21 protein-coding genes and 4 pseudogenes are annotated in these 24,300 nt (G+C 51.0%); 17 read left to right on the plus strand and 8 right to left on the minus strand.

Translation table 11 applies throughout. The features are described from left to right. Window positions 1–445: 445 nt before the first annotated feature. From Q3V30_RS21950 to Q3V30_RS21970, 5 genes are all read left to right on the plus strand, one after another. Entirely contained in the window at window positions 446–1,360 is a 915-nt protein-coding gene (locus tag Q3V30_RS21950) for a LysR family transcriptional regulator (RefSeq protein ID WP_306213379.1), read from the plus strand. A 97-nt stretch (window positions 1,361–1,457) separates the two neighbouring features. After that, entirely contained in the window at window positions 1,458–1,865 is a 408-nt protein-coding gene (locus Q3V30_RS21955; RefSeq protein WP_306213381.1) for a DoxX family protein, read from the plus strand. A gap of 10 nt (window positions 1,866–1,875) precedes the next feature. After that, window positions 1,876–2,844, plus strand: a complete 969-nt coding sequence (locus Q3V30_RS21960; RefSeq protein WP_306213383.1) for a glutathione S-transferase family protein — start codon at window positions 1,876–1,878, stop codon at window positions 2,842–2,844. Further along, on the plus strand, window positions 2,841–3,455 hold the full coding sequence (locus Q3V30_RS21965; RefSeq protein ID WP_306213385.1) for an alpha/beta hydrolase: 615 nt from the start codon (window positions 2,841–2,843) through the stop codon (window positions 3,453–3,455). The genes Q3V30_RS21960 and Q3V30_RS21965 overlap by 4 nt, the downstream gene beginning before the upstream one ends. Window positions 3,456–3,732: 277 nt before the next feature. Beyond that, window positions 3,733–4,197, plus strand: a complete 465-nt coding sequence (locus tag Q3V30_RS21970) for a hypothetical protein (protein WP_306213387.1) — start codon at window positions 3,733–3,735, stop codon at window positions 4,195–4,197. 223 nt (window positions 4,198–4,420) lie between these two features. Here Q3V30_RS21970 and Q3V30_RS21975 read toward each other — a convergent pair. From Q3V30_RS21975 to Q3V30_RS21985, 3 genes and pseudogenes are all read right to left on the minus strand, one after another. Continuing rightward, a pseudogene (locus tag Q3V30_RS21975) lies at window positions 4,421–5,679 on the minus strand (GIY-YIG nuclease family protein). A 3-nt stretch (window positions 5,680–5,682) separates the two neighbouring features. Beyond that, a complete protein-coding gene (locus Q3V30_RS21980) occupies window positions 5,683–7,692 on the minus strand; it encodes a DEAD/DEAH box helicase (protein ID WP_306213390.1) in 2,010 nt (669 codons plus the stop codon). Between the two features lie 85 nt (window positions 7,693–7,777). Next, a pseudogene (locus tag Q3V30_RS21985) lies at window positions 7,778–10,139 on the minus strand (class I SAM-dependent DNA methyltransferase); the annotation flags it as partial. On the opposite strand from Q3V30_RS21985, the gene umuD reads away from it, so the two are divergent. Both umuD and Q3V30_RS21995 read left to right on the plus strand, forming a co-directional pair. After that, on the plus strand, window positions 10,102–10,485 hold the full coding sequence (gene umuD, locus Q3V30_RS21990) for a translesion error-prone DNA polymerase V autoproteolytic subunit (protein ID WP_428979280.1): 384 nt from the start codon (window positions 10,102–10,104) through the stop codon (window positions 10,483–10,485). The pseudogene Q3V30_RS21985 and the gene umuD sit on opposite strands and share 38 nt — an antisense overlap. An 8-nt stretch (window positions 10,486–10,493) precedes the next feature. Next, window positions 10,494–10,595 (plus strand): annotated as a pseudogene (locus tag Q3V30_RS21995) (Y-family DNA polymerase); the annotation flags it as partial. 203 nt (window positions 10,596–10,798) lie between these two features. Here Q3V30_RS21995 and Q3V30_RS22000 read toward each other — a convergent pair. After that, window positions 10,799–11,854, minus strand: coding sequence for an aldo/keto reductase (locus Q3V30_RS22000; protein WP_306213393.1), 1,056 nt, complete (start codon window positions 11,852–11,854; stop codon window positions 10,799–10,801). A gap of 100 nt (window positions 11,855–11,954) precedes the next feature. Between Q3V30_RS22000 and Q3V30_RS22005 the strand changes: the two genes are divergently transcribed. The 3 genes and pseudogenes from Q3V30_RS22005 to Q3V30_RS22015 all read left to right on the plus strand — a co-directional run bounded on the left by Q3V30_RS22005 (window position 11,955) and on the right by Q3V30_RS22015 (window position 14,213). Further along, window positions 11,955–12,533, plus strand: coding sequence for a TetR/AcrR family transcriptional regulator (locus Q3V30_RS22005; protein ID WP_306213396.1), 579 nt, complete (start codon window positions 11,955–11,957; stop codon window positions 12,531–12,533). 179 nt (window positions 12,534–12,712) lie between these two features. After that, window positions 12,713–13,888 (plus strand): annotated as a pseudogene (umuC, locus tag Q3V30_RS22010) (translesion error-prone DNA polymerase V subunit UmuC); the annotation flags it as partial. 124 nt (window positions 13,889–14,012) lie between these two features. Next, a complete protein-coding gene (locus tag Q3V30_RS22015; protein WP_306213398.1) occupies window positions 14,013–14,213 on the plus strand; it encodes a hypothetical protein in 201 nt (66 codons plus the stop codon). A 115-nt stretch (window positions 14,214–14,328) separates the two neighbouring features. On the opposite strand, the gene Q3V30_RS22020 is transcribed toward Q3V30_RS22015, so the two are convergent. From Q3V30_RS22020 to Q3V30_RS22035, 4 genes are all read right to left on the minus strand, one after another. Next, window positions 14,329–14,715 carry a hypothetical protein gene (locus Q3V30_RS22020; protein ID WP_306213400.1) on the minus strand — a complete coding sequence of 129 codons (387 nt, stop codon included), beginning with the start codon at window positions 14,713–14,715 and terminating at the stop codon, window positions 14,329–14,331. Window positions 14,716–14,766: 51 nt separating this feature from the next. Further along, the gene (locus Q3V30_RS22025; RefSeq protein WP_122460079.1) at window positions 14,767–15,327 is read right to left on the minus strand and encodes a hypothetical protein; all 561 of its coding nucleotides are present in this window, start codon (window positions 15,325–15,327) and stop codon (window positions 14,767–14,769) included. Window positions 15,328–15,410: 83 nt separating this feature from the next. Next, window positions 15,411–15,761: a DUF4145 domain-containing protein gene (locus tag Q3V30_RS22030; RefSeq protein ID WP_306213404.1), complete on the minus strand. Its 351-nt coding sequence runs from the start codon at window positions 15,759–15,761 to the stop codon at window positions 15,411–15,413. A 78-nt stretch (window positions 15,762–15,839) separates the two neighbouring features. Further along, on the minus strand, window positions 15,840–18,827 hold the full coding sequence (locus tag Q3V30_RS22035) for a Tn3 family transposase (RefSeq protein WP_306213407.1): 2,988 nt from the start codon (window positions 18,825–18,827) through the stop codon (window positions 15,840–15,842). Between the two features lie 167 nt (window positions 18,828–18,994). On the opposite strand from Q3V30_RS22035, the gene Q3V30_RS22040 reads away from it, so the two are divergent. From Q3V30_RS22040 to srlR, 7 genes are all read left to right on the plus strand, one after another. Beyond that, a complete protein-coding gene (locus Q3V30_RS22040) occupies window positions 18,995–19,636 on the plus strand; it encodes a recombinase family protein (protein ID WP_306213408.1) in 642 nt (213 codons plus the stop codon). 668 nt (window positions 19,637–20,304) lie between these two features. Beyond that, complete coding sequence (srlA, locus tag Q3V30_RS22045) at window positions 20,305–20,853, plus strand: PTS glucitol/sorbitol transporter subunit IIC (RefSeq protein WP_306213411.1); 549 nt, start codon at window positions 20,305–20,307, stop codon at window positions 20,851–20,853. 14 nt (window positions 20,854–20,867) lie between these two features. Then, window positions 20,868–21,857, plus strand: coding sequence for a PTS glucitol/sorbitol transporter subunit IIB (gene srlE / locus Q3V30_RS22050; protein WP_306213412.1), 990 nt, complete (start codon window positions 20,868–20,870; stop codon window positions 21,855–21,857). Window positions 21,858–21,871: 14 nt separating this feature from the next. After that, window positions 21,872–22,240: a PTS glucitol/sorbitol transporter subunit IIA gene (locus tag Q3V30_RS22055; protein ID WP_306213414.1), complete on the plus strand. Its 369-nt coding sequence runs from the start codon at window positions 21,872–21,874 to the stop codon at window positions 22,238–22,240. Window positions 22,241–22,253: 13 nt separating this feature from the next. Then, window positions 22,254–23,033: a sorbitol-6-phosphate dehydrogenase gene (srlD, locus tag Q3V30_RS22060; RefSeq protein WP_306213416.1), complete on the plus strand. Its 780-nt coding sequence runs from the start codon at window positions 22,254–22,256 to the stop codon at window positions 23,031–23,033. A 45-nt stretch (window positions 23,034–23,078) separates the two neighbouring features. Then, window positions 23,079–23,441, plus strand: coding sequence for a transcriptional regulator GutM (gene gutM / locus Q3V30_RS22065; protein ID WP_306213418.1), 363 nt, complete (start codon window positions 23,079–23,081; stop codon window positions 23,439–23,441). An 89-nt stretch (window positions 23,442–23,530) separates the two neighbouring features. Further along, entirely contained in the window at window positions 23,531–24,298 is a 768-nt protein-coding gene (gene srlR / locus Q3V30_RS22070; protein WP_306213420.1) for a glucitol operon DNA-binding transcriptional repressor SrlR, read from the plus strand. Window positions 24,299–24,300: the final 2 nt, after the last annotated feature.

Below are 24,300 nucleotides of genomic sequence, written 5' to 3' on the forward strand. Positions count from 1 at the left end.
ATTAAAATAGAGACGGGCATGATTACTTTAACCGGCCAGGAGAAACATTGCTCGCCGGTAGGCGCTTCAGCATTACGAATGTCCCTGAATATACGCACGCCTGCATGAAATATGCGCCGTAGTGTGTCTTTTGCCGCGTTCAATTACGTGCCCGTTTAATTCTCCCGCACCGCGGCATGTACCGGATAAAAGGCATTCAGGTACCGGACTTGCAGGCGTTCTTCGGGGTACGCAGTGGTAATTTGCCAGCCATGCATAATACCTGTCAGATAACATTAAATGCAGATTAATTTATATGACTACCTTAAATTAAGTAAGTAACGAGAAAAACGGGCGCACTGGGCAGGTTTTATAAACACTGTATTTGTTAGGCTCTTTTTTGTAGGACTTGCCGGTTAATTTGCTATGGTAGCTGACAGAAATTTGACGCTCAGTGGACAGGAAGATGGAAAGACTCGACTGCGATCGCATGTTTATTGCCGTGATGGAAACAGGCAGTTTTACCGCCGCCGCACAAAGGCTGTCGACCAGCCACGGCCAGGCATCCAAACTGATCACCCGACTTGAGAATGAACTGGCCGTCAGCCTGTTCAGCCGCAGCACCCGGTCCTTAAAACCCACTGAAGTTGGTCTGGCCTATTACGAACGTATTCGCCCCTTGCTGGCAGAATATGATGCGCTGAATGATGACGTTCTTAACGCCTCTAAAACCCCCTCTGGCTTATTAAGGATCTCGGCCCCGGTCACCTTCGGTTCGACCCAGCTCACCGGGCATCTGATTGCTTTTGCCCGCCGTTATCCTGATATTGAGCTGGATGTCAGCTTTGCTGACCGCCTGGTAAATGTGGTTAATGAGGGCTTCGACTTAACGCTGCGTATCGGCAATCTCACTGACAGCAACCTGATAGCACGTAAGCTCTGCAATATACGCATCGTGATGGTCGCGTCAAAAGCTTACCTGCAGCAGAAAGGCAGCCCGACACACTGGGACCAGCTTTCTCAACATGACTGCATTGTGGATACCAACTTCCGGGATCCCTTTGTCTGGCCATTCCTCGACGAAACACGGGCGTTGCATGTACAGCCAGTCCGGGGGCGAATGAAGTTCTCCAACGCGGAAGTTTGCCTGCGTGCAGCTCTTGAAGGATTGGGTATTGCGCGACTACCTGCTTTTGTAGCTGGTGAAGCACTGCAAAGCGGGTCGGTTGTACCGGTACTTTCCCGTTATGAGGCCCCGCCGCTCGGCCTCTATGCTGTTTATCCGCCGGCGAAATATCTTGCGCAGCGTTCCCGGGCATTCATCGATTTTCTGGCGGAGTCATTTGCTGGCCAGCCGAAGTGGGAAGAGAACTGGCTATAATTTCCATTTTGGAAATAAACATGCTCTTTCTGTCAGGATAATCACCACATCAGAAAAGTAGTACCTTTCTCTCATCAACTAATGAGAGGAATAGACAATGTTCGATCACCGCACCACACCTTATGCAGCACTCATCATGCGCCTGGCTTTAGGCATTCTGTTTCTGGCGCATTTCGGCCTGAAGTTTTTTGTCTTTACGCCAGCGGGCACCGCAAAATTCTTTGCTTCCCTGGGACTGCCCGGCGGTCTTGCCTATCTGACGATGACCGTTGAACTTGTCGGTGCTATTGCGCTGATCCTTGGCGTTTATACCCGCGTGGTTGCCGTAGTGCTGATCCCTGTTCTACTGGGTGCTATCGTCACAGTACATGGCCCGGCGGGCTTTTTCTTCACTAACCCGAACGGCGGCTGGGAATTTCCGGCGTTCTGGATCGTGGGCCTGGTTGTGCTCGCCTTAACCGGTGATGGTAAATACGCGTTAAAACCCACTTCATTCAAAGGTTGAGGAAGGCACCATGCTGGTTAACGGAAAATGGACGGCAGAATGGCATCCGGTGCAGGCCACCGATGAAAAAGGCGGCTTTGTGCGTCAGACCTCAAGTTTTCGCCACTGGGTAACGCCAGACGGCGCTGCAGGTATCACCGGTGACGCGGGCTTCATCGCAGAACCCGGGCGGTACCACCTTTACGTGGCGCTGATTTGTCCCTGGGCTTCCCGCACGCTGATTGCCCGTAAACTGAAGGGTCTGGAAGACGTGGTCAGCGTATCGGTTGTCGAACCCTGGCTGCTGGATGAAGGCTGGCATTTTGGCGACTATCCGGGTGCTGACCGGGATAGGCTGAATAATGCTGAATGGATACATCAGCTTTATACCCGGGCAGATGACACGTTTACCGGGCGGGCAACGGTTCCTGTGTTATGGGACAAGAAAACTCACACGATCGTGAACAATGAGTCTGCCGATATCGTACGTATGTTTAACAGTGGGTTTGGCGATCTCGCCCGGACGAATATTGACCTCAGTCCAGCTTCGCTTCAGAGCGAAATTGAAAGTCTGAATGCCGAAATTTATCCCTTACTGAATAACGGCGTCTACCGTGCGGGTTTTGCCACCACGCAGGTCAGTTACACTGAAGCCGTAAAGGATGTGTTCGGTATGCTGGATAAGCTGGAACTCCGGTTTGCTGACGGACGTGATTTTTTATGTGGTGATGCATTTACCGAAGCTGATATTCGCCTGTTTGTCACGCTTATCCGTTTTGACGCGGCTTATTATGGCCTGTTCAAGTGCAATCTTCGCCAGCTCAGGGAATACGCTCATCTTGACCGTTACACCCGTCGGGTCCTGACGATACCCGGTATAAGCAGCACGGTGAATATTGACCATATCAAACAGGGGTATTATTCAATCCGCGCCCTGAACCCTGCCGGTATCGTGCCCGAAGGGCCTGATATGCGTGCTTACGCATTAGAGGAAAAATGATGAACAGGGATCTGATTGTCCTGTTACACGGAGTGGGCAGCCGGGGCAGTGATTTGCAAGCGGTGGCGGAACACTGGCAGCAGGCGATGCCCCATGCCTTCATCGTTTTACCGGATGGCCCGTCTGTCTTTGACATGGGCCCAGGCTTTCAGTGGTTCAGTGTGAGTGGTATTACTGAAGAGAGCCGTCCGGCGCGTATAGCCGCGGCCCGTGAAACGTTTGATTCAACGTTAACTGACCTGTTCAGGGAACTGGGCATTAATCCTGTAAAGGATCGTGTTGTGCTGGCAGGCTTTTCCCAGGGGGCGATAATGGCTATGGATGCGTTAGTTCGGGGAGGCTATCCGTTTGCGGGCGTTGTGGCTTTCTCGGGACGACTCGCATCCCCGCAACCATTACAGCCCATTGCAGGTTCTAAGGCATTATTGATTCATGGTAAATCCGATCAGGTGATCGGCTGGACTGAAAGTCAAAAAGCGGCTGAGGCACTCTGTGCAGCAGGGGTTAAGGTTGAACTCAGCCTTGAAGAAAACGTATCGCATACCATTACCGTCGCAGGCATCAGAACGGCAACCAATTTCATTAATAAACTGTTCACCCCGGATGCCTGATAAATATCCGGCATGGCACTGAAGGTCGCGCCGGATGCTTTCTCTGTCTCCTGCCCATGCAGGCCCAACTTAAGCAATTCAATATCGTTGCCGGCGCGCGATGAAACGCCGTTGACGCTGCACGGCTATAAACAGCACCGGTGCGTAGTGGTTCATTGCTCAGCTTCTTTCACCAGAATCCCCTGGCGCAATGAATACCCGGTTCGGTTATTTTCCTGGCTATACTCCGGTTTGCCCACCTAAAACGATCTACCTATTCGATTTTTGGACGCACATTATGAATGAATTCGAATTTTCTGTTTCAGCGCATCAGACCCAGTTTTTATGGGCATCCGCCGGTGTATCAATTACGACTGCGGCAGGTTACGACGATGTTTTAAAAAAAATAGTCACGAGCGGGCAGCTGGGTTCCTATGCGCTTGAAATGATGATATATCTGACCGAAGAAATTATCGAAGCGGATAAAAGGCTCATACCGGTCAATGGCAATGCTACCAGTCAGGACGATCTGTTGTGTACGCTCAGTAACCGGTATTTTAACGGCGCTAATCTTATTACTGATACGGAGATTGAATCGGTATTCAACCGACTTGCTGACAGTGTTTCGTATACAGCCCGCGCATGCACGCCAGAAGAACTGACACAGGTAGCTTACTTAGTTTTCATTCGGGAAATGGCTCATCATCTGAGCATTCAGGCTATAAGCCTGAAAACGGAGAAAATGCTGAAAGATTCCCTATAAAATCAAAAAATGCGATTAGCAGTACATTCTGGCTCCATCGTACAGGGGGTTCGAGGGCCAATGGAACGAAAACGTACGCTAAGAGATTAATTAATTGTTTATATTGAAATTTAATGTACTTACTGCCCCATTTAAAATGAGCTACTTTAGAAGCCTAAAAATTCATTTGTCTGTATTGTTACCGGGACTTGACTCTCAGTGGAGCTACAACTCCCGGTAACGTCTAAAGCTTTTTCTTCTGCACTATCTTGCCCGTAGTGTTATCCATCCGGTATTCAGAGATGGTGCCGTCCAGAATGTATTTGATAACAGCTTGTACCGTGGCCAAAGGGCTATGAAACCACTCTCTGGGCGTGTAGGTACTGCCGTTAACCGCCCTTAGCGTAATATTAAGGCGCTGCTTGGCTAGGAAGCCATGCACAAGTGCTTCAAGCCTGTTGGCATTCATGTTGAAGCATTGAGTGGTAAAAACAATCCTAACCGGCGCCTCAAGAAAGGTTCTGTCTTTGGCGGCATTCTCGATCCTTTTCTCCACAGTGGTCTCGGTAAACCCTATTTTGTAGAGATCACGGATGTAAGGTGTAAGTGCAGGATCTGTACTCCTGGTTGCCAGCACGTAGACGAACCCACTCGGAACAGGCGCATCACTGGGTATCAGTTGCTGACTATTAAGTTCCACCTTACGCCCTTCCTTGTCACGAACAAGGCCCTGGGTCAGGGACTGGTAGAGCATGTTGAGTTCAGTCCCATTCTCAAACACCAGATGCAGGCGGGCATTATAGGTATCGTACTGCTCAAGCCGCTCACCTGCACGATGAACATACCCCATCACCCCGCTGAGAATAAAAAAGTCACCTTCCTGGAATTTGTGCTCATTACGATAACGAATAAAGGAAAATACCCCATCCCGAAATCCTTTATGTACTCGCGCGAACAAGGGAGAAAAACGTTCAAAGTCGGGGCAAGGCTGACGCCTGGCAATCTCATCAGGGAGGTCCTTCTTACCAACGGGAACATGCTTGATAGTGAAAATTTCAGGGGCATTAAAATCCAGCAAACCTAAGTCATCATCAGCAAAAATATCGTCCAATGAGGTTACCAGTTCTGACTTGCTTATCTCTGGGAGAGAAGCCAGCTCGACCTCCGGCGTTTCACTCAGATTTTGATTCACATAAGCGCCTGACAGCAGCCCATGGCGATCCCTCTCACGCAATATCTTGTACTGTTCAGGATTTGCCCGAATTGTATTAAGCTGCCGTGTTAGTGATTTCTCACTCATTGTGGCATTTGGTGTGTTTTGCGGTGCACGGCCATAACTATCAACAAACGTCATGATGCTCTCGACTGGCTACCGTTCAGATCCGTGGGGCCTGTCTTGGACTTCAGAGCTATGACATCCAGTAGCCCAAATACATCTTCCGCCGCGAAAATATCGTCGAGTGTCATCTTTTTCCTAGGTTGGGTAGAGTGCAAACTGATCATGAGTTAGCTTCCCTGCTTTGCCATTTGCGCCTGTTTTTTGTTGCGAAGGTAGGCCAGCACTTGGGCGTAGCGCACCTCCAACGGGTCACTCGATGTCAGCTCTGGTGGGTGTTGGTGTTGGCGGGCAAAGTCTTGGATCCGCGGCCATAGAATAGTGGCCTCATCCTCTGACACTTGGGCCTGGCTTGCGCTAACAGCATCTTGAATGGTTTTGAGCATTGCCACGGTGACTGATTTTGAGAGAATTTCATAAGCACCGTGGAATGGGTTTACTGTCTCAATCAGGTCGATATTCAAATTTTCGATGTTGATGAACTTCTCACCCATCTTCAAAAACTGCCTGCTAACCGTTATCTCATCCGGGTCGTTGACTGGGGAGGGGCCACCCACGCTATCCGCGCCTTCCGGGACATCCTTCTCATCTACCAATACTCCGTGCTTATTGATGTAAAGGCTCTGCAGGATGCCAGACCGTATCTGCTCCAGTTCATAATCCGTCAGATCAGGATACATTTTTTGGATGGTTGCGGGTAAGGCCTCCTGAGTGATTAACTCTGCTGGCAGAGTATTGGATACTGCTTCCTTAACGAGTTGCTCATTAGCCATCAGGGTCGCCATGATCTCTTCTTTATCGCCGTTAAGAATATCGAGCACCTTTTTCGATACCGGGGCCACCTTATCATCGATAATTAGCGTGTTTGGAGGGAGATCTTCTCCATTCCATTGAGAACGTGGCTTGAATTGGATGCTGGGTGCCAAGATTTGCTCCATCAACAGTGAGGTAGTGATGGCCTTGAGCATGTTGTTGACCGATACTTTCACGTCATCATCCTGGGCATCAGGCTGTGCGATCAGGTTAGTAAACTGGGCATGCGTCTTCCCTTTGCAATCACGTGTTGCGCGGCCAATGATCTGCACCACTTCAGTCAAAGAACTCCGATAGCCGATAGTCAATACATGCTCACAATACGGCCAGTCAAATCCCTCTTTTGCCATTCCCAGGGCAATGATGATGTCTATATCGTCTGCAGTTGCAATGTTGCGCAAATATGCCTGCACCTTGGGCCGTTCAGCCACATTGTCATCAACCAGGTTAGCGACCTTCAAAAGTTTGCCATCTCCTTTACGTTTAACCCGATAAACGCCGGATACCGGATCTTGAGACTCCACGTCACCCAGAGCATCCAATATGGCATCAACCTCCGTGTGCTTATCTTTGGTGGACTCGCCGGAATTGACGTTAGGGATATGGATGATGGTTTTTTTTGTGGGATCGAGCACGGAGGGCAAAGCGTTAATATAGCGGCCTTGATAAAAATGATAACCGATGCCGAGTGATTTCAGATGTTCATAGCCGTTTAACTGTTCGTAATAGGAGTAAGACACTTTAGTAAATTGGGCTTCATCCTCTGGTAGCAAAATAGGAACGGTATCGCCCCGGAAATAGGAGCCCGTCATGGCGACAATGTGCGCATGAGGCAGCTTCATCAGCGCATCGAGTAAAGCACCTAGCCGGCTGTTTTCATCGGCAGAAACGTGATGGAATTCGTCAATGGCCACCAAACAGTAGTCAAAAATAGCCACATCCATACTGTCGAAAGCAAAGCGCAAGGTGGCAGGAGTGCAGATTAGGATCTGACCATCACCGTGCATAAAACGACGAAAAGCGGCCACCTTTCCCTTTTCCCCTCCACCGATACAGAGGTTATTCTCAGGCTCTACCGTCCAGTCAGCAAAGAAGCCGTATTGGGTGAGAGGGGTGTCTTTAAACGAAGATCCGATGGACATTTCTGGCACCGCTACGATGACCTTACGTACCCCCTGGTTGATCAGCTTGTCCAACCCCAGAAACATCAACGCCCGCGATTTACCACTGGCAGGTGGCGCTTTAAGCAGCAGGTAGGGGCTGTTGCGCTGCTCGAACACGCGGGCCTGCATCTCGCGTATGCCCATGGTTTTTTGTGCTGTGCTTTGCCCCGTTTGGGCATAACTGACGTTAAGTATATTTTCCATAGCCACACCTGTTTCGTGGAGGATGGGCGACGCGGCAACCGACCGCACCCATCATCTGAAATTTGTTAGTAAGCCGTGTCAGCGGCTATTGATTCGTCAACTTTTCATACCGTGCAAGCAGAAAACTCAGGCGATCAGCTGCATCCCTAAAGGGCTTATCGCCATAGAGCTCCGCGAGGGTACGACCAGGGAAGTCGTCTCGAGTCAGATAGACCTCTTCAGCCAGTCGTTTCACCTCTTCACGTTGTTCTGGTGTCACTGTTGGCCAAGGAAAGGTGTTGTAAACGACTTTATTGCCATAGCTGTAATCACTTTTTAAACGCATCGCTACTAAGCGCATCCAGTCGTTATGGAGTATCGACGTGAGGATGCCAAACTCATATAAAGTGCCATTGGGAAGGATGAAGTTTTTATTGGTAGATATTACATTGGCATCAAAGAAACCTATAGGTACGTAAGTTCGACGCTCAGATGAAACTGATGGCACAAGAATGTAATTTCCGGAGGTTGGTTGGCTTACCTGTATAAAAATATGTGGTTTTTCAGCCATTTTTAGTGCAGCTGGATGACCAGCTTTCAGACGTAATTGCCGAATAGCTGCTGTTTTTTTCTGTACTTCAGGCATAGTCTGTAAATCTTCATCATTAGCATTGACCAACCACAAACACCACCGCTCCTTGGCATTCAAAAATTCAGCAGCCCCCAGTACCTTTTTGAGCCATCGCTCGGCTTGAGGTTCTTTCTTTACCAACTCATCGCGTTCTTCTCTGGTCAGGAGCAGATGACCGCCATCCGTAGGCTTATTGCCAAATAAAAGAGGTGGGATGTTGCTCACCAAAGGCTTGCTTCTTGCGATGATAGCAATATTACGTCCTTCAACCAGATAGGGGCTGATATTGCTGACGTTACTACTATGCCATTCGCCTTCGACTCGCTGGAACAAACGTCGTGTATTTGACTGTGCAGATAGTCCGATAATAACTACATGAACCGCTGCCTTGTCACGGGCATGGTTAGCCCAGGCGAACGTCGGATAAGCGAAGTGAATATTCAACCCAAGAGCGAAAATAGGAGGCCAGAGAGTGGCCACCTGGTCACCCTGGCAGATCGAGTTGGTCGACACCAAAGCAAGTTCAGCGCGGGAATTCTTAATATACTGTGCACCTTTCCAGAACCAGCAGGCGACAAAATCTAAATAGCCTAGTGTCATCTTACCAAACACAGCCTGCATATTCATTCGCTGTTCGTCAGTACGGCCTAGCGTACCTAGAAACGGTGGATTGCCGATCACATAAACTTCATCCTCTTTACCCTTGGGACAAACGGTATGCCAGTCTAGTACCAGACTGTCACCCCCTTGGATTTTCCCCGATGAGCGTAATGGCAGCGCGGGTGGTGCATAGCCAAAGATTTGCTCCCATTGCTTGTTGAGTTGATGCTCTGCCAGCCACAGTGCCAGACGGGCAATCTCACAGGTGAAATCGTCGATCTCAATTCCATAGAACTGGTCGAGGTGGAGATTAGTGATGTTGAATCCCTGTTGTGGATCCAACTCTTGCAATGCCCGGATAATGTCTATTTCTAATAAACGCAGTGCCTTGTAGGCAATGATCAAAAAATTGCCCGAGCCACATGCAGGGTCAAAAACCTTGATGTTGCCTATTCTAACTAACGGCTTTTTAAGGCCATTGGCACTGGTACTACTCTTTTCTAGTTCGGCTCTCAAAGGGTCGGTCGAGAAACAGAGGCTGGATCACCTTCATTATGTTGCTATAAGAGGTGTAGTGCTGCCCAAGATTGCCACGCTGCTCTACGTCAATGACGGCCTGGAACATGGAGCCGAAAATATCGGGGTTAATATCACCCCAGTTCATCAAACAGCACTCCAGTAAAATCCGGCGGCCTTTCAAGCCGAGATTAGGAATGTGCTCATCCACCGCGAATAGCCCGCCGTTAACATAGGGAAAAGCAGACATATGGTTCGGTAATTGCTTACGGAAGTCACTCTTTGGGGGACTGTTCATAACGGCAAATAGCAAACTCAGGAAATGGTCAAGGTCACTTCCATCTTCTTCCGTGTAGCCTTGAATGGCCGCGGTAAACTGCCCTTCAGTGAAAATACCGGTATCCTCAGCAAAAAGGCAGAACAGCAGGCGAGTGAGAAAAACGTTGAGGGCATGAATATCTTCTGCACTATTCAAATTGTTATGGATTTTAATGAGGTCGAAGAGCTTGCCCATTTTCTCGGCTGCTTTGACATCAGCGGGGTGTTCACTGCCCAAGATGGCCTTTTCTAAGCCAACGAGCGGCAAAAAGAAGCTATACTCCCGGAACAGCTCACACAACTCGATATCAAGGCGTTCCTTGGTCAGCACATCCCACGCGAGAAAACGCGTAAAATCGGTGACCATGATAAATCGGTACTTGTTTTTGCCATTGGTCGGATCGGTTTCCCCTGCTCAGGATTACGTCGAAAAAGAACTCGACCTCAACGAACTTTGCATCCGCAGACGGGCGTCAACGTTCTTTGTTCGTGCCAGCGGCAGCAGCATGCAGGATCTCGGGCTGTTTGATGGCGATGTCATGGTGGTCGACCGTGCCGAGGAAGCGTCACACGGCGACATAGTTGTTGCTGAGGTGAATGGCGAGTTCACAGTTAAGCGCCTGCAGCTGCATCCCCGCCTCGCCCTGTTGCCGATGAATCAGGCTTACGCGGTGATTTATCCTGAGGAACTGCAGCTGCTCGGCGTCGTCACCTGGTTCTTCAACAGCACCCGGGCGCGTGGGAGGTAATCATGCCCATGTTCGGACTGGCCGACGTCAACTCCTTTTACGCCAGCTGCGAGGCGTTGTTCCGCCCTGACCTGCGCGGTAAACCTGTAGTGGTGCTCAGCAACAATGATCTGAGTGATACCGACTGTTAGTAACACGGCCTTCGGATGTCCAGGTCAGTGGTAACGGTTTGACCTGCAGCTACCGATGCAAAGCTACCCTTCGGCACCAGCAGAAACCGGCCAAAAGCCCCCCCTTTATCAACAAGCTTGGCTTACCCCGAAACGGCTTGGGATTGTGCCAGCGCGAGGCAGTAGCTGCGCTGGCCTGCTGATCAGCCTACGGAATACAGCGGCGCATCGATTTCATCGAACTTGCCACCGGTGATGAGATCCTTGATGCGTGGATCGTCAAGTACCGTATAAGGATAACCGCGTGGGATCGCGCTAATCTGATCGAGACGCGCTACTTGCTCAAGCGACAAGGCAACTTTTGCCGCAGCAAGGTTACTCTCAAGTTGGAGCAGCGTACGCGGGCCAATGATCGGCAATGACCCTTTAGCGGAGACCCACGCGACGGCGATTTCACCAGGGGTAACCCCCGCCTCATGGGAAATCGCGAGTAAGGTATCAATAATCGCGCTGCGCTGCGGTGTATTCTCGGGTTGAAATCCGGCGCCGCCCCACGCGTCGTTACGACGGCTTTCCATATTTTGGTTGCGGTATTTCCCTGTGAGGACACCACCGCCTAACGGCGAATAAGCCACCACACCGAGACCTAACGCGGCTGCGGCGGAAATCAAGTCCTGTTCAGTCGCGCGCTGAACCAGACTATGCTCGACTTGAATGCCCGCGATTGGTACGGTGCCGCGCAATTCGGCGATAGTCGCGGCGCGTGCAACGCGCCAAGCAGGAAAATTGGAAAGACCGGCATACAAAATTTTACCGGCCCGTACAAGGTCATCGAAGCCTCGCATGATCTCTTCCATAGGCGTCACGCCATCATCCACATGCGCCCAGTACAAATCGATACGATCAGTTTTGAGCCGCTTCAAACTGGCTTCAACCGATGCCACCATGGCCTGACGGCTGTTGCCTGTTGCGAGAATGCCTGAGTTTGCATCCGTCTTGACAGCAAATTTAGTTGAAATGACAAACTCTTCCCTTCGGCCTTTCAACAAGTCGCCAACAAATTGCTCTGACTGACCATCCTGGTAGCCGTTGGCTGTATCAATGAAGTTGCCACCTGCGCTGGCATAAGTGTCGAAAATACGGCGCGCTTCATCCGGATCGGCCCCGTGGCCGCCCCAAGCCACACCGAAATTCGCCGTCCCGAGTACCAGTTCGGAAACTCGCAAGCCAGTATGCTTCCCAAAAATTTTATAACGCATGTGTCACTCCTTGTTGTCGTCCCTAATGCAGCGGCGCTACAATAAAAGGATCAGGGATCCACATCTTCTGGATCACCGATCCGTTTGTCAAGGAGTGTTTATGCGGGCTGATGCAAAAGAAAACTATAACCACCTGCTTGTGACTGCGCGGGCCGTCGTCGCCGAGGATGGTGCAAACGCATCAATGCGCGATATTGCTCGCAAAGCTGGGGTAGGACCTGCCACCCTTTTCCGGCACTTCCCTACGCGAGATGCGCTACTCGACACGTTGCTGAGGAGTACCCTCGAAGAGCTGACGCGAAAGGCTGGCGTACTGGAATCTGCCTCTTCCGCTGATGAAGCGCTGGTTGCCTGGCTGCGCGATGCGGTGGCGTTTGTTCGGATTTATAGTGGGGTAGTCACGTTGATGGCCACTGCGCTTTCAGACGCCAGTTCAGCCTTGCATGCTTCATGTGAAAACCTGCGCAGCGCTGGCACACGCCTCTTGACGCGCGCACAAGCTGAGGGAAGGGCCGACAAGAATATGACAGGCAGCGATATGTTCGCGCTGATTGGGGCGCTAGGCTGGATTGGCGATCAGGCCTCGTACTCCGCGCGCAGCGATTATCTGTTTGATGTCATCGCCAGCGCAATTCTGACAAATCGGCCAGGACGTGATGTTGCGATTGGTACGATCTAACCGTATCGCCAAACCACTCCAGGCCGGACGTTCGCTTTGGGCTGATAGCTGCCTCTGACTATGGCCTTCAGGAGAAGTTTGTAGCGTGGATGGAGCTGAAGTCGTGGAAATGTTAGTAGAAATATTTATTTAAAAATCAGTAAATTAATAATAATTAATAGTTAGTCTCATTCAGATACAATGACGGCTGTGTTATTGCCCGCAGCGCAACCGCAAAAAAATACATCAGAATGGGCGAGCCATGGTTTAAGATTAAAAACGAACATTATCCTGAGAAAATATTTATATTTTCAAGTAATTACGCTCTATACCACTCAATGTCTCAGCGCGTAATGACGGCACTGGAAGAAATGACGCCGCGGGTCGAGCAGTACTCAATCGACGAGATGTTCCTGGATCTGACAGGCATCGATTCCTGCGAGGACTTTGAGCACTTTGGCCGGCGCCTGCGATCTCATGTACTGGCCACGACCGGCCTGACAGTGGGATGTGGCCTGGGCCCCACCAAAACCCTCGCAAAATCCGCTCAGTGGGCAAGCAAAGAATGGAAGCAGTTCCGCGGGGTGCTGGCTCTCATGCCGGGGAATCCCAGACGCACTCAAACCCTTCTGTCCAGGCAGCCCGTAGAGGAAATCTGGGGTGTAGGCCGGCGCATCGGTAAACGCCTTAACCAAATGGGCATAGAAAATGCCCTGCAGCTGGCCAGCGCGCCCCCCGCCCTCATCCGTAAAAACTTCAGCGTCGTGCTGGAGCGCACCGTGCGTGAGCTCAACGGCGAATCCTGCATTCCTCTTGAGGAACTGCCCCCGGCAAAACAGCAGATAGTTTCCAGCCGCTCTTTTGGTGAGCGCATCACCCTGAAGTCATCTATGCAGGAAGCGCTGTGCCAGTACGCGACGCGCGCGGCTGAAAAACTCAGAAAAGAACGTCAGTTCTGCCGTCATATTGGCGTATTCATCCGCACCTCCCCGCACGCGCAGGGAGAGATATTTTACGGTAACAGCGCCGGAGAGAAGCTCTCTCTGCCGACCCAGGATACGCGTGACATCATTGAGGTGGCCATGCGATCGCTTGACCGCATCTGGCTGGAAGGCCGCCGCTATATGACGGCGGGCATCATGCTTGATGACTTCACGCCGAATGGCGTGAGTCAGCTGAACCTCTTTGATGACAGTCAGCCGCGGGCAAACAGCGCACAGCTAATGAAAGTGCTGGATGGCATAAATCAGTCGGGACTGGGAAACCTGTGGTTTGCGCGTCAGGGGGTAGATAATGAATGGAAAATGAAACGGGAGCTGCTTTCGCCAGCATGGACGACCCGGTGGGAGGATATTCCTGTTGCACGCGTATTGTGAGTGCTGGCAACCAGTTTCCTTTAGCTTCGTGAACATTGCGCTGATTTAATCCGCTGACCGTATACGATAGTAACCTGACAGAATATTATGAATATCAACTGACTTTATAAATGAGGAACTATAAATGAGATATAACCATGCGAGAGGACCCGTAAGCTTTGATATAAAGCGTAAACTGGTTGAGCTTATACAGACACATAAGGATGCAGATTCACTGGCAGAAGATATCATTGAACTGATTGCTGTAGGCAGAAGCGATCCAGATGGTTTCCGCGCTGTCAGTACTGAGCTGGACAGGATGAAAAGCCTTGACCTGAAGAAATAATGGTCAAAACCATTTTACTTAAAAGCCGGAAAACAAACCACAAATGTAATACACGTGTATTTCACAGGAAATACATTTGTGCGAAAATTAAAAACCCGCCGCAGCGGGTTACACATTAACCGATTCGTCGCAGCCTCGGTGAACCTGCCAGCATGCCGGACTGACGCTCAATAGCAGCCTGTGGCTTCCAGTCACTGTGATCGCGACGCTGACGTCCCGAGCCGGTCACCATTTCCCTGAGTCGTTCAACAGGCGTGCGTTGCTGCTGACCGACATACACAATACGCATGAGAGACTGCATCATCACATTGCTTACGCTGTCAGCACTCTTCAGGCCATGACGGTCCGGGCGTGAAGCAACCAGTTCATCAAGCACGGCGCGATATTCACTGGTAAAGTCACCGTATGTCAGAGAGGCAGGGACAGAACCAGCACTGCTCACATCGGGCGCTGCCGGCCCGGCATTACGCTCAATAGCAGTTTTCAGTTTCAGTATGGCCATAATCCCCCCTTAGTTATGTTTATTTTAGCACACAAGGTGCTCACAAAACACTCAGCCATCCATCCGTTTGACTAACACCTTCGCCCGAATTTTGCAGCCACGCTTTTCTCTGTTCTCATCAGCAGCACTGAGCTTATAACCCTGCGAACGGTAAAGCGGCACAAGCGCTCTGTCAGGCTGGCTGACCATTACCGTCTGTGCTCCGTATGCCTCCGCAAAGCTTTCCGCTACGATCATCCCTACCGGCAAAAGATAACCACTGAGCGGATTCGGGAACGGGTTAGATTCGAGGTAGCGCAAAGTGACGTTGATACGGCGGCGGGATACGCGGGCAAAAAGAAGGCCGCACAATTCATCACCACACCAGATACCGACATCAATTTTGTCCCGATTCTGAACACGTCTCGCCAGCCAGTTAAAATCTATGCCCAGAAAAGCACGGTCGGGATGCTGGCGCCACGCCGGATGTACAATAGCCCAGTCATCAGGGACTATCTTATCGAGACGGATAAGATTCACCGGCAACACGTGCCCAAAGTTATCGTCGATAGTCAGGATGGCCAGCGCCAGCGCCTGTGCCCTCTTTTGCCTGTGTTCCTGAAGTGTTGCCATTGCGACCTCAAACGCATATCAATACATACAATTGTATTACATTTGTATTCGAATTGAAATACATATGCACTGCAATTTTTATGTTATGCCCGCTTTGTAAACGCGGTTTCAAGCCTCTCCACGATATCCGAAAGGTCAGGTGATACGTGACAGAATTTTTTAACGATTGCCTCTAGTACCTGACAGGCTTCTTCAAGATCCTGGTGAGTAATATCATTTCCGTGACTGCCAGCGTTCCCGACAGCCTTAAGCGCATTAATGGCTGCAGCGTCATCTCCGAACAACTTCAGCCCGCTCTCAATACGGCGGTGAAGATTGTTTGCAACAGAGACACCCATGACATCCATCAGTATCTCAAGAAGGCGTCTGATGGCATTTGCCGCTGCGGCATTGCTAACCGTAAGCAGTGAAGAAATGACGTTCATCTGCTGCATAATTTCGGGCTGGCAGCCTGCAGGCAGCAAAAAAAGTGGCAGAGGGGGTGTAAAAGGGGTCAGTTTGGATATCGAAAATTATTGTACGTTAAGGTTGTTTTTTGACCTTTCTACTTTAGCTGGCCTCAGCCGACGAAACTTACCGGAAGCCGGTATCCGGTTACTCTTCCAGATATAATCGCCTGTCAGATTGATGTGTTCCCAGCCTAGCGGGGACAAATGCGACAGCAGTTGCTCGTTGATCTTCACCCCTTTACGCTTCAGGGCATCGACTGCTCTTTCCATATAGACGGTATTCCACAGCGAGATAGCTGCCGTCAGCAGCGTCAGTCCACTGGCGCGGTAGCTCTGATTTTCCGGTTTTCGGTCCCTGATTTCACCCAGCCGATGCAGGAATACCGCACGCGCCAGCGCGTTACGGGCTTCTCCTTTATTCAGTCCCGCCTGTACCCGCCGACGAAGTGCTGGATCGCGGAACCAGTCGAGCATAAACAGCGTTCGTTCAATACGGCCAATTTCCCTCAGTGCTTTGGCAAGTCCGTTTTGCTTGGGGTAGCTGGCAAGCTTTTTCAGCATCAGGGATGCCGTCACGGTTCCCTGCTTTATCGAGGTTGCCAGACGCAGCACTTCACGCCAGTGAATTTCGATCTCTTTCAGATTCAGGCCGGTTGTTGATATCAGTGACTGAAGCGCCGGGTATTGGCCAGCTTTCCCTTTGATAAACAGCTTCTTGTCATGGAGATCCCTGATTCGCGGACAGAACGCAAATCCCAGCAGATGCATCAGGGCAAAGACATGATCGGTGAAACCAGCGGTATCGGTGTAATGCTCCCTGATTTCCAGGTCGCTTTCGTGGTACAGCAAGCCATCGAGAACATGGGTTGAATCCCTGACCCGGCTGATTATGCAGGTGTAAAACGGGCTGTATTGATCCGAAATATGGGTATAAAACTGACGTCCAGGCTCCTGCCCATATTTCGGGTTAACCTGCCCTGCGTAGCGGCCTGAGCTACCTGTTCTGAAATTTTGTCCGTCTGATGATGACGTTGTTCCGTCACCCCAGAATGCCGCCAGCGGTCTTTTCCCCTGCGCATTTACCAGCTCGGCAAGAGCGGCTGAATAGGTTTCATCACGGATGTACCATGCCTGAATCTCTTCGAGTGATGATTTGGTGCTCCCGGGGCAGGCTTCTGCCATTCTGGTCAGGCCAAGATTGATGCCATCCGCAAGAATGGTGGTGAGGAGCAGGCGGGTATCGGGACGGATAGTGTCATTTTTTATATGCGAAAAATGTCGGGTAAACGTCGTCCAGCTGTTTACCTCATCGAGAATTTCCGTGATTTTAGGTCGCGGTAGCATGCTGTAAACCAGCTCTGCCAGCGGTGAAACCTGCGCCGGAACGCAGTTATCCAGCGGAGAGACTTTTACGCCCCTGTCGGATATTTTCACATCGGGCAGTTCACCAAGGGCAGCCATGGCATTGACCTCTTCAAGTCTGGACTGAAGCAGGGTCATACGGCTGGTAATGTACTCATGATAATCAGCAGATACAGGCAGTGGCAGCGCCGGTGTGAGTTTGTCAAAGTCCTTTTCGGGTATGAGGTAATCATCAAAATTTTTGTAGCGGCGCGAGCCTTTGACCCAGATATCCCCGGAGCGCAACGCCCCCTTAAGCTCGCTGAGCGCACAAAATTCATAGTACTGCCGGTCAATACCCGCAGGTGTAATCACCACCTTGCGCCAGCTTTCAGGGACAAAATCAAGCGGCGCTGCCGCCGGAACTTTACGTGACTGCTTCCGGTACATCTCCTTGATCACAACCAGTGCATCAGCCAGAGGTTGCGCTGCCGGGGTTGCGACTAACTGTAAAGCGGACAACATGCGCGGGGCATATTTCCGTAATGTGCTGTATTTCTCGGTAATAATATGCAGCGGGTCAAAATTATTTTTTCTGGCGAGATGGCGTGTTTCCTCCAGACTGGCGACAAATTCAGGCCATGGCAGTATGTTTTCTATTGCGAGCCAGGGATCGCCACCGGAATCACGGGCATCAGACAGCGCCTGACCGACATCGATATACTGCCTCAGTTTTGACTGGATCAGCTTTCCAGTCTGCTGAAGGCGCTCAGCCTGTGTTCTTTTGGCTTTGCTGAAAAGGCTGTTCAGCATTCGCTCATGCAGCTCAATCACTTCGTCTGTCAGTGTTGCTCTGGCTTCTTCAAGCACGCACACCAGAGTCGCATGACGCCGGGCTGCTGAAAATCGGGTCAAATCCCGGCTACTCATCTTTCGGCCTTCCCGCGCCAGTTTCAGCAACCGGTTCTGGTGAATGGCACGATCTATACCTTCAGGTAATGCCAGCGATTCAATGCAACTGAGCCGATCAAGATGTTGCAGCACGTTCTTACCATTGATTTTACCCGGCGGTTGCAGAAGCCATGTCAGCCTGGAAGGCTGATTATCTGATGACTCAAGTAAACGATCCAGGGCATCCCTGTGAGCCGGAGTTAACGGGGCATTCAGGGTCTGAAATACGATTTTATCGCCGCCTGTCATGGCCTCCGCACAGGTACGCTCCACGACATCAATCGCGGGGATTATCACGTTGTTCTGCCGGAGCCAGACCAGTAACTCTTCGGCCAGGAGAATGCCTTTATCGGTGCGTGTCGCCATCGACAGCAGGTGTCTAATACAGTCATGCTGTATTTTGCCTGTGAACGCCTTTACGCCAAGATAGCGGTACAGTTCAGTTAAATGCTCACGCCGGGTCGTTTCCCTGCCGGAAAGGTAAGCAGGCCAGAGATCCCCGGTAAGCTTTAGCCTGCTGGCGATATGCTTCAGCAGCGCATCAGAGGGTGGGATTTTTTTATCCGGGGCAAAGCCGACATTTTTCAGATAGCAAAGAAGGACGGCAAAACCAAAACGGCTGGCGGGTTTACGGTGAGCACTGATAAGCGCCAGATCATGCTCACTGAAATACTCCATTCGGGCCAGCGTTAACTCATCGTCCGGTAATGCCAGTAATGATTCTCTTTCCGACAGAGAAAGGATCTGCCTCCTTGCCATATAATTTCCCTCATAAATTATTCGATGCGGTATTTTTAACAAAAGTGGTTATCGCATAAGGGTACACCCTGACGCCATAACCAAAACGTGACGACACACAATGAATGACATAACCTATATGCGATAGATTAAATGCGATAACCTACATGCGATAACACGGTGAAAAAATGTTCATCAGAGCTTATTTGAGAGCATCGACGGAAGATCAGTTCGCCGATCGTGCTAAAGAGATGCTGGAGCAGTTCGTTCAGGAGCGAGGGCATAAAATCGGCAGTTACTACCGGGAAAATATCAGTGGCACAAAACTTGAGCGCCCGGAACTGGAACGCTTACTGAAGGACAGTCACCAAAATGATATTTTACTGGTCGAGCAGATAGACCGTCTGACACGTCTCAGCAACAGCGACTGGATGGCGCTAAAAAAACAGATAGAACAACATGAGCTGCGAATTGTCAGTCTTGATGTGCCCACATCATGGCAGGCACTGTCAGATAAGGACCCTTCGCAGGCCGACCCGATCACCCGCGCAGTAATAACCGCCATCAATAACATGCTTATCGATCTGATGGCCGCAATGTCACATAAGGACTGGCTGAGCCGCCGCCAGCGGCAAAAACAGGGAATCGAGCGGGCTCATACAATTGGAAAGTACCGGGGTAAGCAAGCCGATCAGGAACGGCATCAGAAAGTCCTGTACTACCGGCAGGTAAAGAAACTGAGTATCCGGGAAACGGCGGATGCTACAGGCTACAGTGCTTCACAGGTTTGCCGGATACAAGCGCTTCATAAAAATAATGAAACTGCCTGAAAGGCTGGAACGGTGTTTATTTGCAGTCATGGCGTAATAGTTAGCGCCCTGTAACAACTTTTGTGATTAGCAGCCTGACGCATCATCTATGTAAGGAAAGTCCGCTGTGTGCCAGAAGCTGACATTACAAACAGGAGAGTATGTCACTCAATGGTGAGCAGGTCAGCGGTGCTGGAAAATGGTACTCAGTATCAATCTGCTGCACGGCTATATGAATTTAAAGTCGACTCATCAGTCTGAGGCAGTGAACTGATAGCTCATTTGGTGGCTTGTCAATAAATCATGCTCATGACACATACCCACTCTTTATTAAAAATCATTTTTAAACAGTGGGTTAATTAGGGAAAAATATTAAATCTTTCGCTTCTGACTGCAGTGCGACAGCCAGCTTCATAACTTTCAACATACCACTCCGTTAGGTAATACCTACCCCGCAAAAGGTATCTCAAGGCACAAAACCTTTGCTGCCTCTATCACTCCTCCGGTAACCCCCCTCATTATTTTCCGATAAACAAATGAAAGCTTTAAGCTTTCATTTGTGCTTTCATAATGAAAGATTTTATAAGTGTTTTGTGATCTATTCGGCTTTTATTGTTCTCATTTCGATTTACCTTGTTCTCGCAGTGAATAAGAAAGTGAATCTGTTCTCTACGCGAAGGGGTTTCAAAATGATTGAAAGCATCACACACGGAGCCGAGTGGTTTATCGGGCTCTTTCAGAAAGGCGGGGAGGTTTTTACAGGCATGGTGACCGGCATTCTTCCGCTGCTTATCAGCCTGCTGGTTGTCATGAATGCTCTGATTGTGTTTGTCGGGCAACGCCGCATTGAGGCGCTGGCCCAGCGCTGCGCCGGTAATCCGGTGTCACGCTATCTGCTGTTGCCGGTTATCGGCACCTTTGTTTTCTGTAATCCCATGACGCACAGCCTGGGCAGGTTTATGCCGGAAAAATACAAGCCGAGCTATTACGCCGCCGCCTCCTACAGCTGTCACTCTATGAACGGGCTGTTTCCGCACATCAACCCGGGCGAACTGTTTGTCTATCTGGGCATAGCTAATGGCCTGACAACGCTTGGCCTGCCGCTGGGGCCGCTGGCTGTCAGTTATCTGCTGGTCGGCATGGTCACAAATTTCTTCAGGGGCTGGGTCACCGATCTCACCACGACCATCTTTGAGAAAAAGATGGGCGTGCAACTCGACCGTCAGGTTCGTTTATAAGAGCGGAGTAAAAGATGACTGACACCATTACCGTTAAAAAGGGCGAAAGTGGCTGGGGTGGCCCGCTCAACATTACCGTTACGCCCGGAAAAAAAATTGTTTACGTCACTGCAGGCACCCGGCCGGCGATTGTTGACCGTCTGAGCGAAGTCACGGGCTGGGAAGCCGTTGACGGCTTTAAAGAAGGCGAGCCACCGGTAGAAGAAATTGGCGTGGCGGTCATCGACTGCGGCGGTACGCTGCGCTGCGGCCTTTATCCCAAGCGACGTATCCCCACCATCAACATTCATGCCACCGGAAAATCTGGCCCGCTGGCGCAGTACATTACGGAAGATATTTATGTATCTGGGGTACACCCGCAGGACATTCAGGCCGGTAACGGTGCGTCTTCATCAGTGCCTGTACAGCAGCCTGATCCTGCATCCGCAGGCAAAGGCCGCGACTATGACACCAGTAAAAAAATCACCGAGCAGAGCGACGGACTTCTGGCGAAAGTCGGCATGGGAATGGGGTCAGTGGTTGCCGTTTTCTTTCAGGCCGGTCGCGAAACCATCGATACGGTACTGAAAACCATTCTGCCCTTTATGGCGTTTGTCTCAGCCCTGATCGGGATCATCATGGCCTCCGGGCTGGGCGATTTTATCGCGCACGGCCTGACGCCACTGGCCAACAGCCCGGTCGGGCTGGTCACGCTGGCGCTTATCTGTTCTTTTCCGTTGCTTTCACCGTTCCTCGGCCCCGGTGCCGTTATTGCACAGGTCATCGGCGTACTGGTGGGCGTACAGATTGGGCAGGGGACCATCCCGCCTTATCTCGCGCTGCCGGCGTTGTTTGCTATTAACTCGCAGGCGGCCTGCGACTTTATTCCCGTCGGATTGTCGATTGCTGAAGCCCGCCAGGAAACGGTCCGCGTAGGCGTACCCTCCGTGCTGGTTGGTCGCTTCCTTACCGGTGCGCCGTCGGTTCTTCTTGCCTGGGCCGCATCCGGGTTTATCTATCAGTAAGTGCAGGAGCAGTTATGAAAACCGTATATGAATCCACCTTTATTTCTGTCGGGTCCTGTGCGAACGAGTCCCTGGAAGACAACTTCATCATTACCTTCGGGGAGGGTGCTCCCCAGGACATTGCGGAGTACTGCTTTATTCACCGTACGGACGTGAACGACGGTAGTGCATTTGATGCCGGCTCCGTGCTGACTATTGGAGAACAGGAATACCCGGTTACGGCCGTTGGCAGCGTGGCCCGTGAAAACCTGCGCGACCTCGGTCATATCACCGTGCGGTTTGATGGCGCCGGACAGGCTGAGTTTCCCGGCACCGTTCATGTCGCAGGCAGTGCGCCGGCGTCAATTGAACCGGGCCAGAAGTTTCGTATGTTGAGTGAATAATCAGGAGATGAAAATGGATCAGGTTGCTGTAGTCATCGGTGGTGGCCAGACGCTGGGTGCTTACCTGTGCGAGGGGCTGGCTGAGGCCGGCTATAAGGTGGCGGTTGCCGACCTTAATGAAGACAATGCAAAGAAGGTTGCAGGCGCAATCAATGAGCGTCATGGCGCAGGCTGCGCGCTGGCCTTTCGGGTAGATGCGACAAATGAAGAGAGCGTGATCGCGCTGGCCCGTAAGGTTGATGCAGATTTAGGCCGGGCTGACCTGCTGCTTTACAGCGCCGGCATTGCCAAAGCCGCGCCGATCACGGAATTCGGACTGAGTGATTTTGACCTGTCACTGCAGGTGAATCTGGTGGGATATTTCCTCTGCGCCCGCGAGTTTTCAAAGTTGATGATCAGGGACGGGATCAAAGGCCGCATTATTCAGATCAACTCAAAGTCCGGCAAAGTCGGCAGCAAACACAATTCCGGCTACAGCGCGGCCAAGTTTGGCGGCGTCGGGCTGACGCAGTCGCTCGCGCTTGACCTGGCCGAATACGGCATCACCGTTCATTCGCTGATGCTGGGCAATCTGCTGAAGTCCCCGATGTTTCAGTCGCTGCTGCCGCAGTATGCGGAAAAGCTGGGTATCCGCCCTGACGAGGTTGAACAGCACTATATCGACAAGGTCCCACTGAAGCGTGGCTGCGACTACGAAGATGTGCTCAACGTACTGCTGTTCTATGCAAGCGACAAGGCGTCTTACTGCACCGGACAGTCCATTAACGTTACCGGCGGACAGGTAATGTTCTGACAGGAAAGCCGGCAGCGCTGGCTGTCGGCTTCAGGAGGAGGAAGTATGGATCCTGTGAATTCGCTGATATGTGTGGCCGCCCTGGCGTGGACGACACAAATAGCACTGGGCTGGCTGCAGATAAACCGTTTTAACCGGGCGCTTGCGTCGCTTTCCGACAGCGGGTGGGTGTGCATTGGCCGTTCGGCAGGGCGCTTTAAACCCCGTGTGGTACTGGCGATGGCCGTCAGTGATGATGGAAAAATTACCGGGAATTTTGTGATGAAGGGACTCACGGTTTTTGCGCGGCCTTATACCGAAGACAACCTGAACGACAAATTGCTGAGCGAAATCCGGCCTGAAGTCATATTTCCTGCGAACAAAGCGCTAAGTGAAGCCCTGGCGTTAGCGATTTCAAATAAAAGATGATAGCTTTCATTCTGAAAGATACTCTTTTGCATCAATGGTCATTTCGTACGGGATGCGAAGGGTATTCTGAAACAGAAAAGGAGCTCTCTATGAAACCGATACAACGTCAGGCGCAAATTCTTGAATACCTGCAGCAGAACGGGCGTACGTCAGTGGAAGCGCTTATTGCCCACTTTAATACGACCGGCACCACCATCCGAAAGGATCTGACCCGACTTCAACAGGAAGGGGCGGTGATCCGGACGTACGGGGGCGTGATGCTTAACCGCGATGAAGGAGACCAGCCTATCGACAGAAAAACGCTCATCAACACGGAAAAGAAAAAACGCATCGCCGCGCGCGCCGCATCGCTTATCAGTGAGGGGGATTCCCTGATATTCGATGCGGGCAGTACGGTTTTGCAGATGGTGCCGCACCTTGCGAAATTCAATAATATTACCGTGATGACCAACAGCCTGAGCATTGTCGTTGAGCTGAATGAACTGGATAACGATCAGGTTATTCTCATGCCAGGTGGCACCTATCGCCGTACTTCAGCATCTTTTCATGGGAGTCTTGCCGAGTCGGCTTTCAGCCAGTTCGGCTTCGATACGCTCTTTATCGGAGCTGACGGTGTCGATATGAATGCTGGCGTAACGACGTTTAATGAAGTCTTTGCCGTGAGCCAGGCAATGTGTAATGCCGCAAAAAAAATCGTCCTGCTCGTCGACTCTTCCAAATTCGGCCGGCGCAGTCCCAACGTGGTGTGCAGTCTTGATGCCGTCGATGTGCTTATCACTGACAGCGACATTAGCGATGACGTTCTGGCGCAGCTACAGGAAAAAGGTATTGAGGTTCTGATTGCTGGAGAAGAGTGACC

The organism is Erwinia pyri (assembly GCF_030758455.1).
In the GTDB taxonomy this organism is placed as follows: Bacteria; Pseudomonadota; Gammaproteobacteria; order Enterobacterales; family Enterobacteriaceae; genus Erwinia; species Erwinia pyri.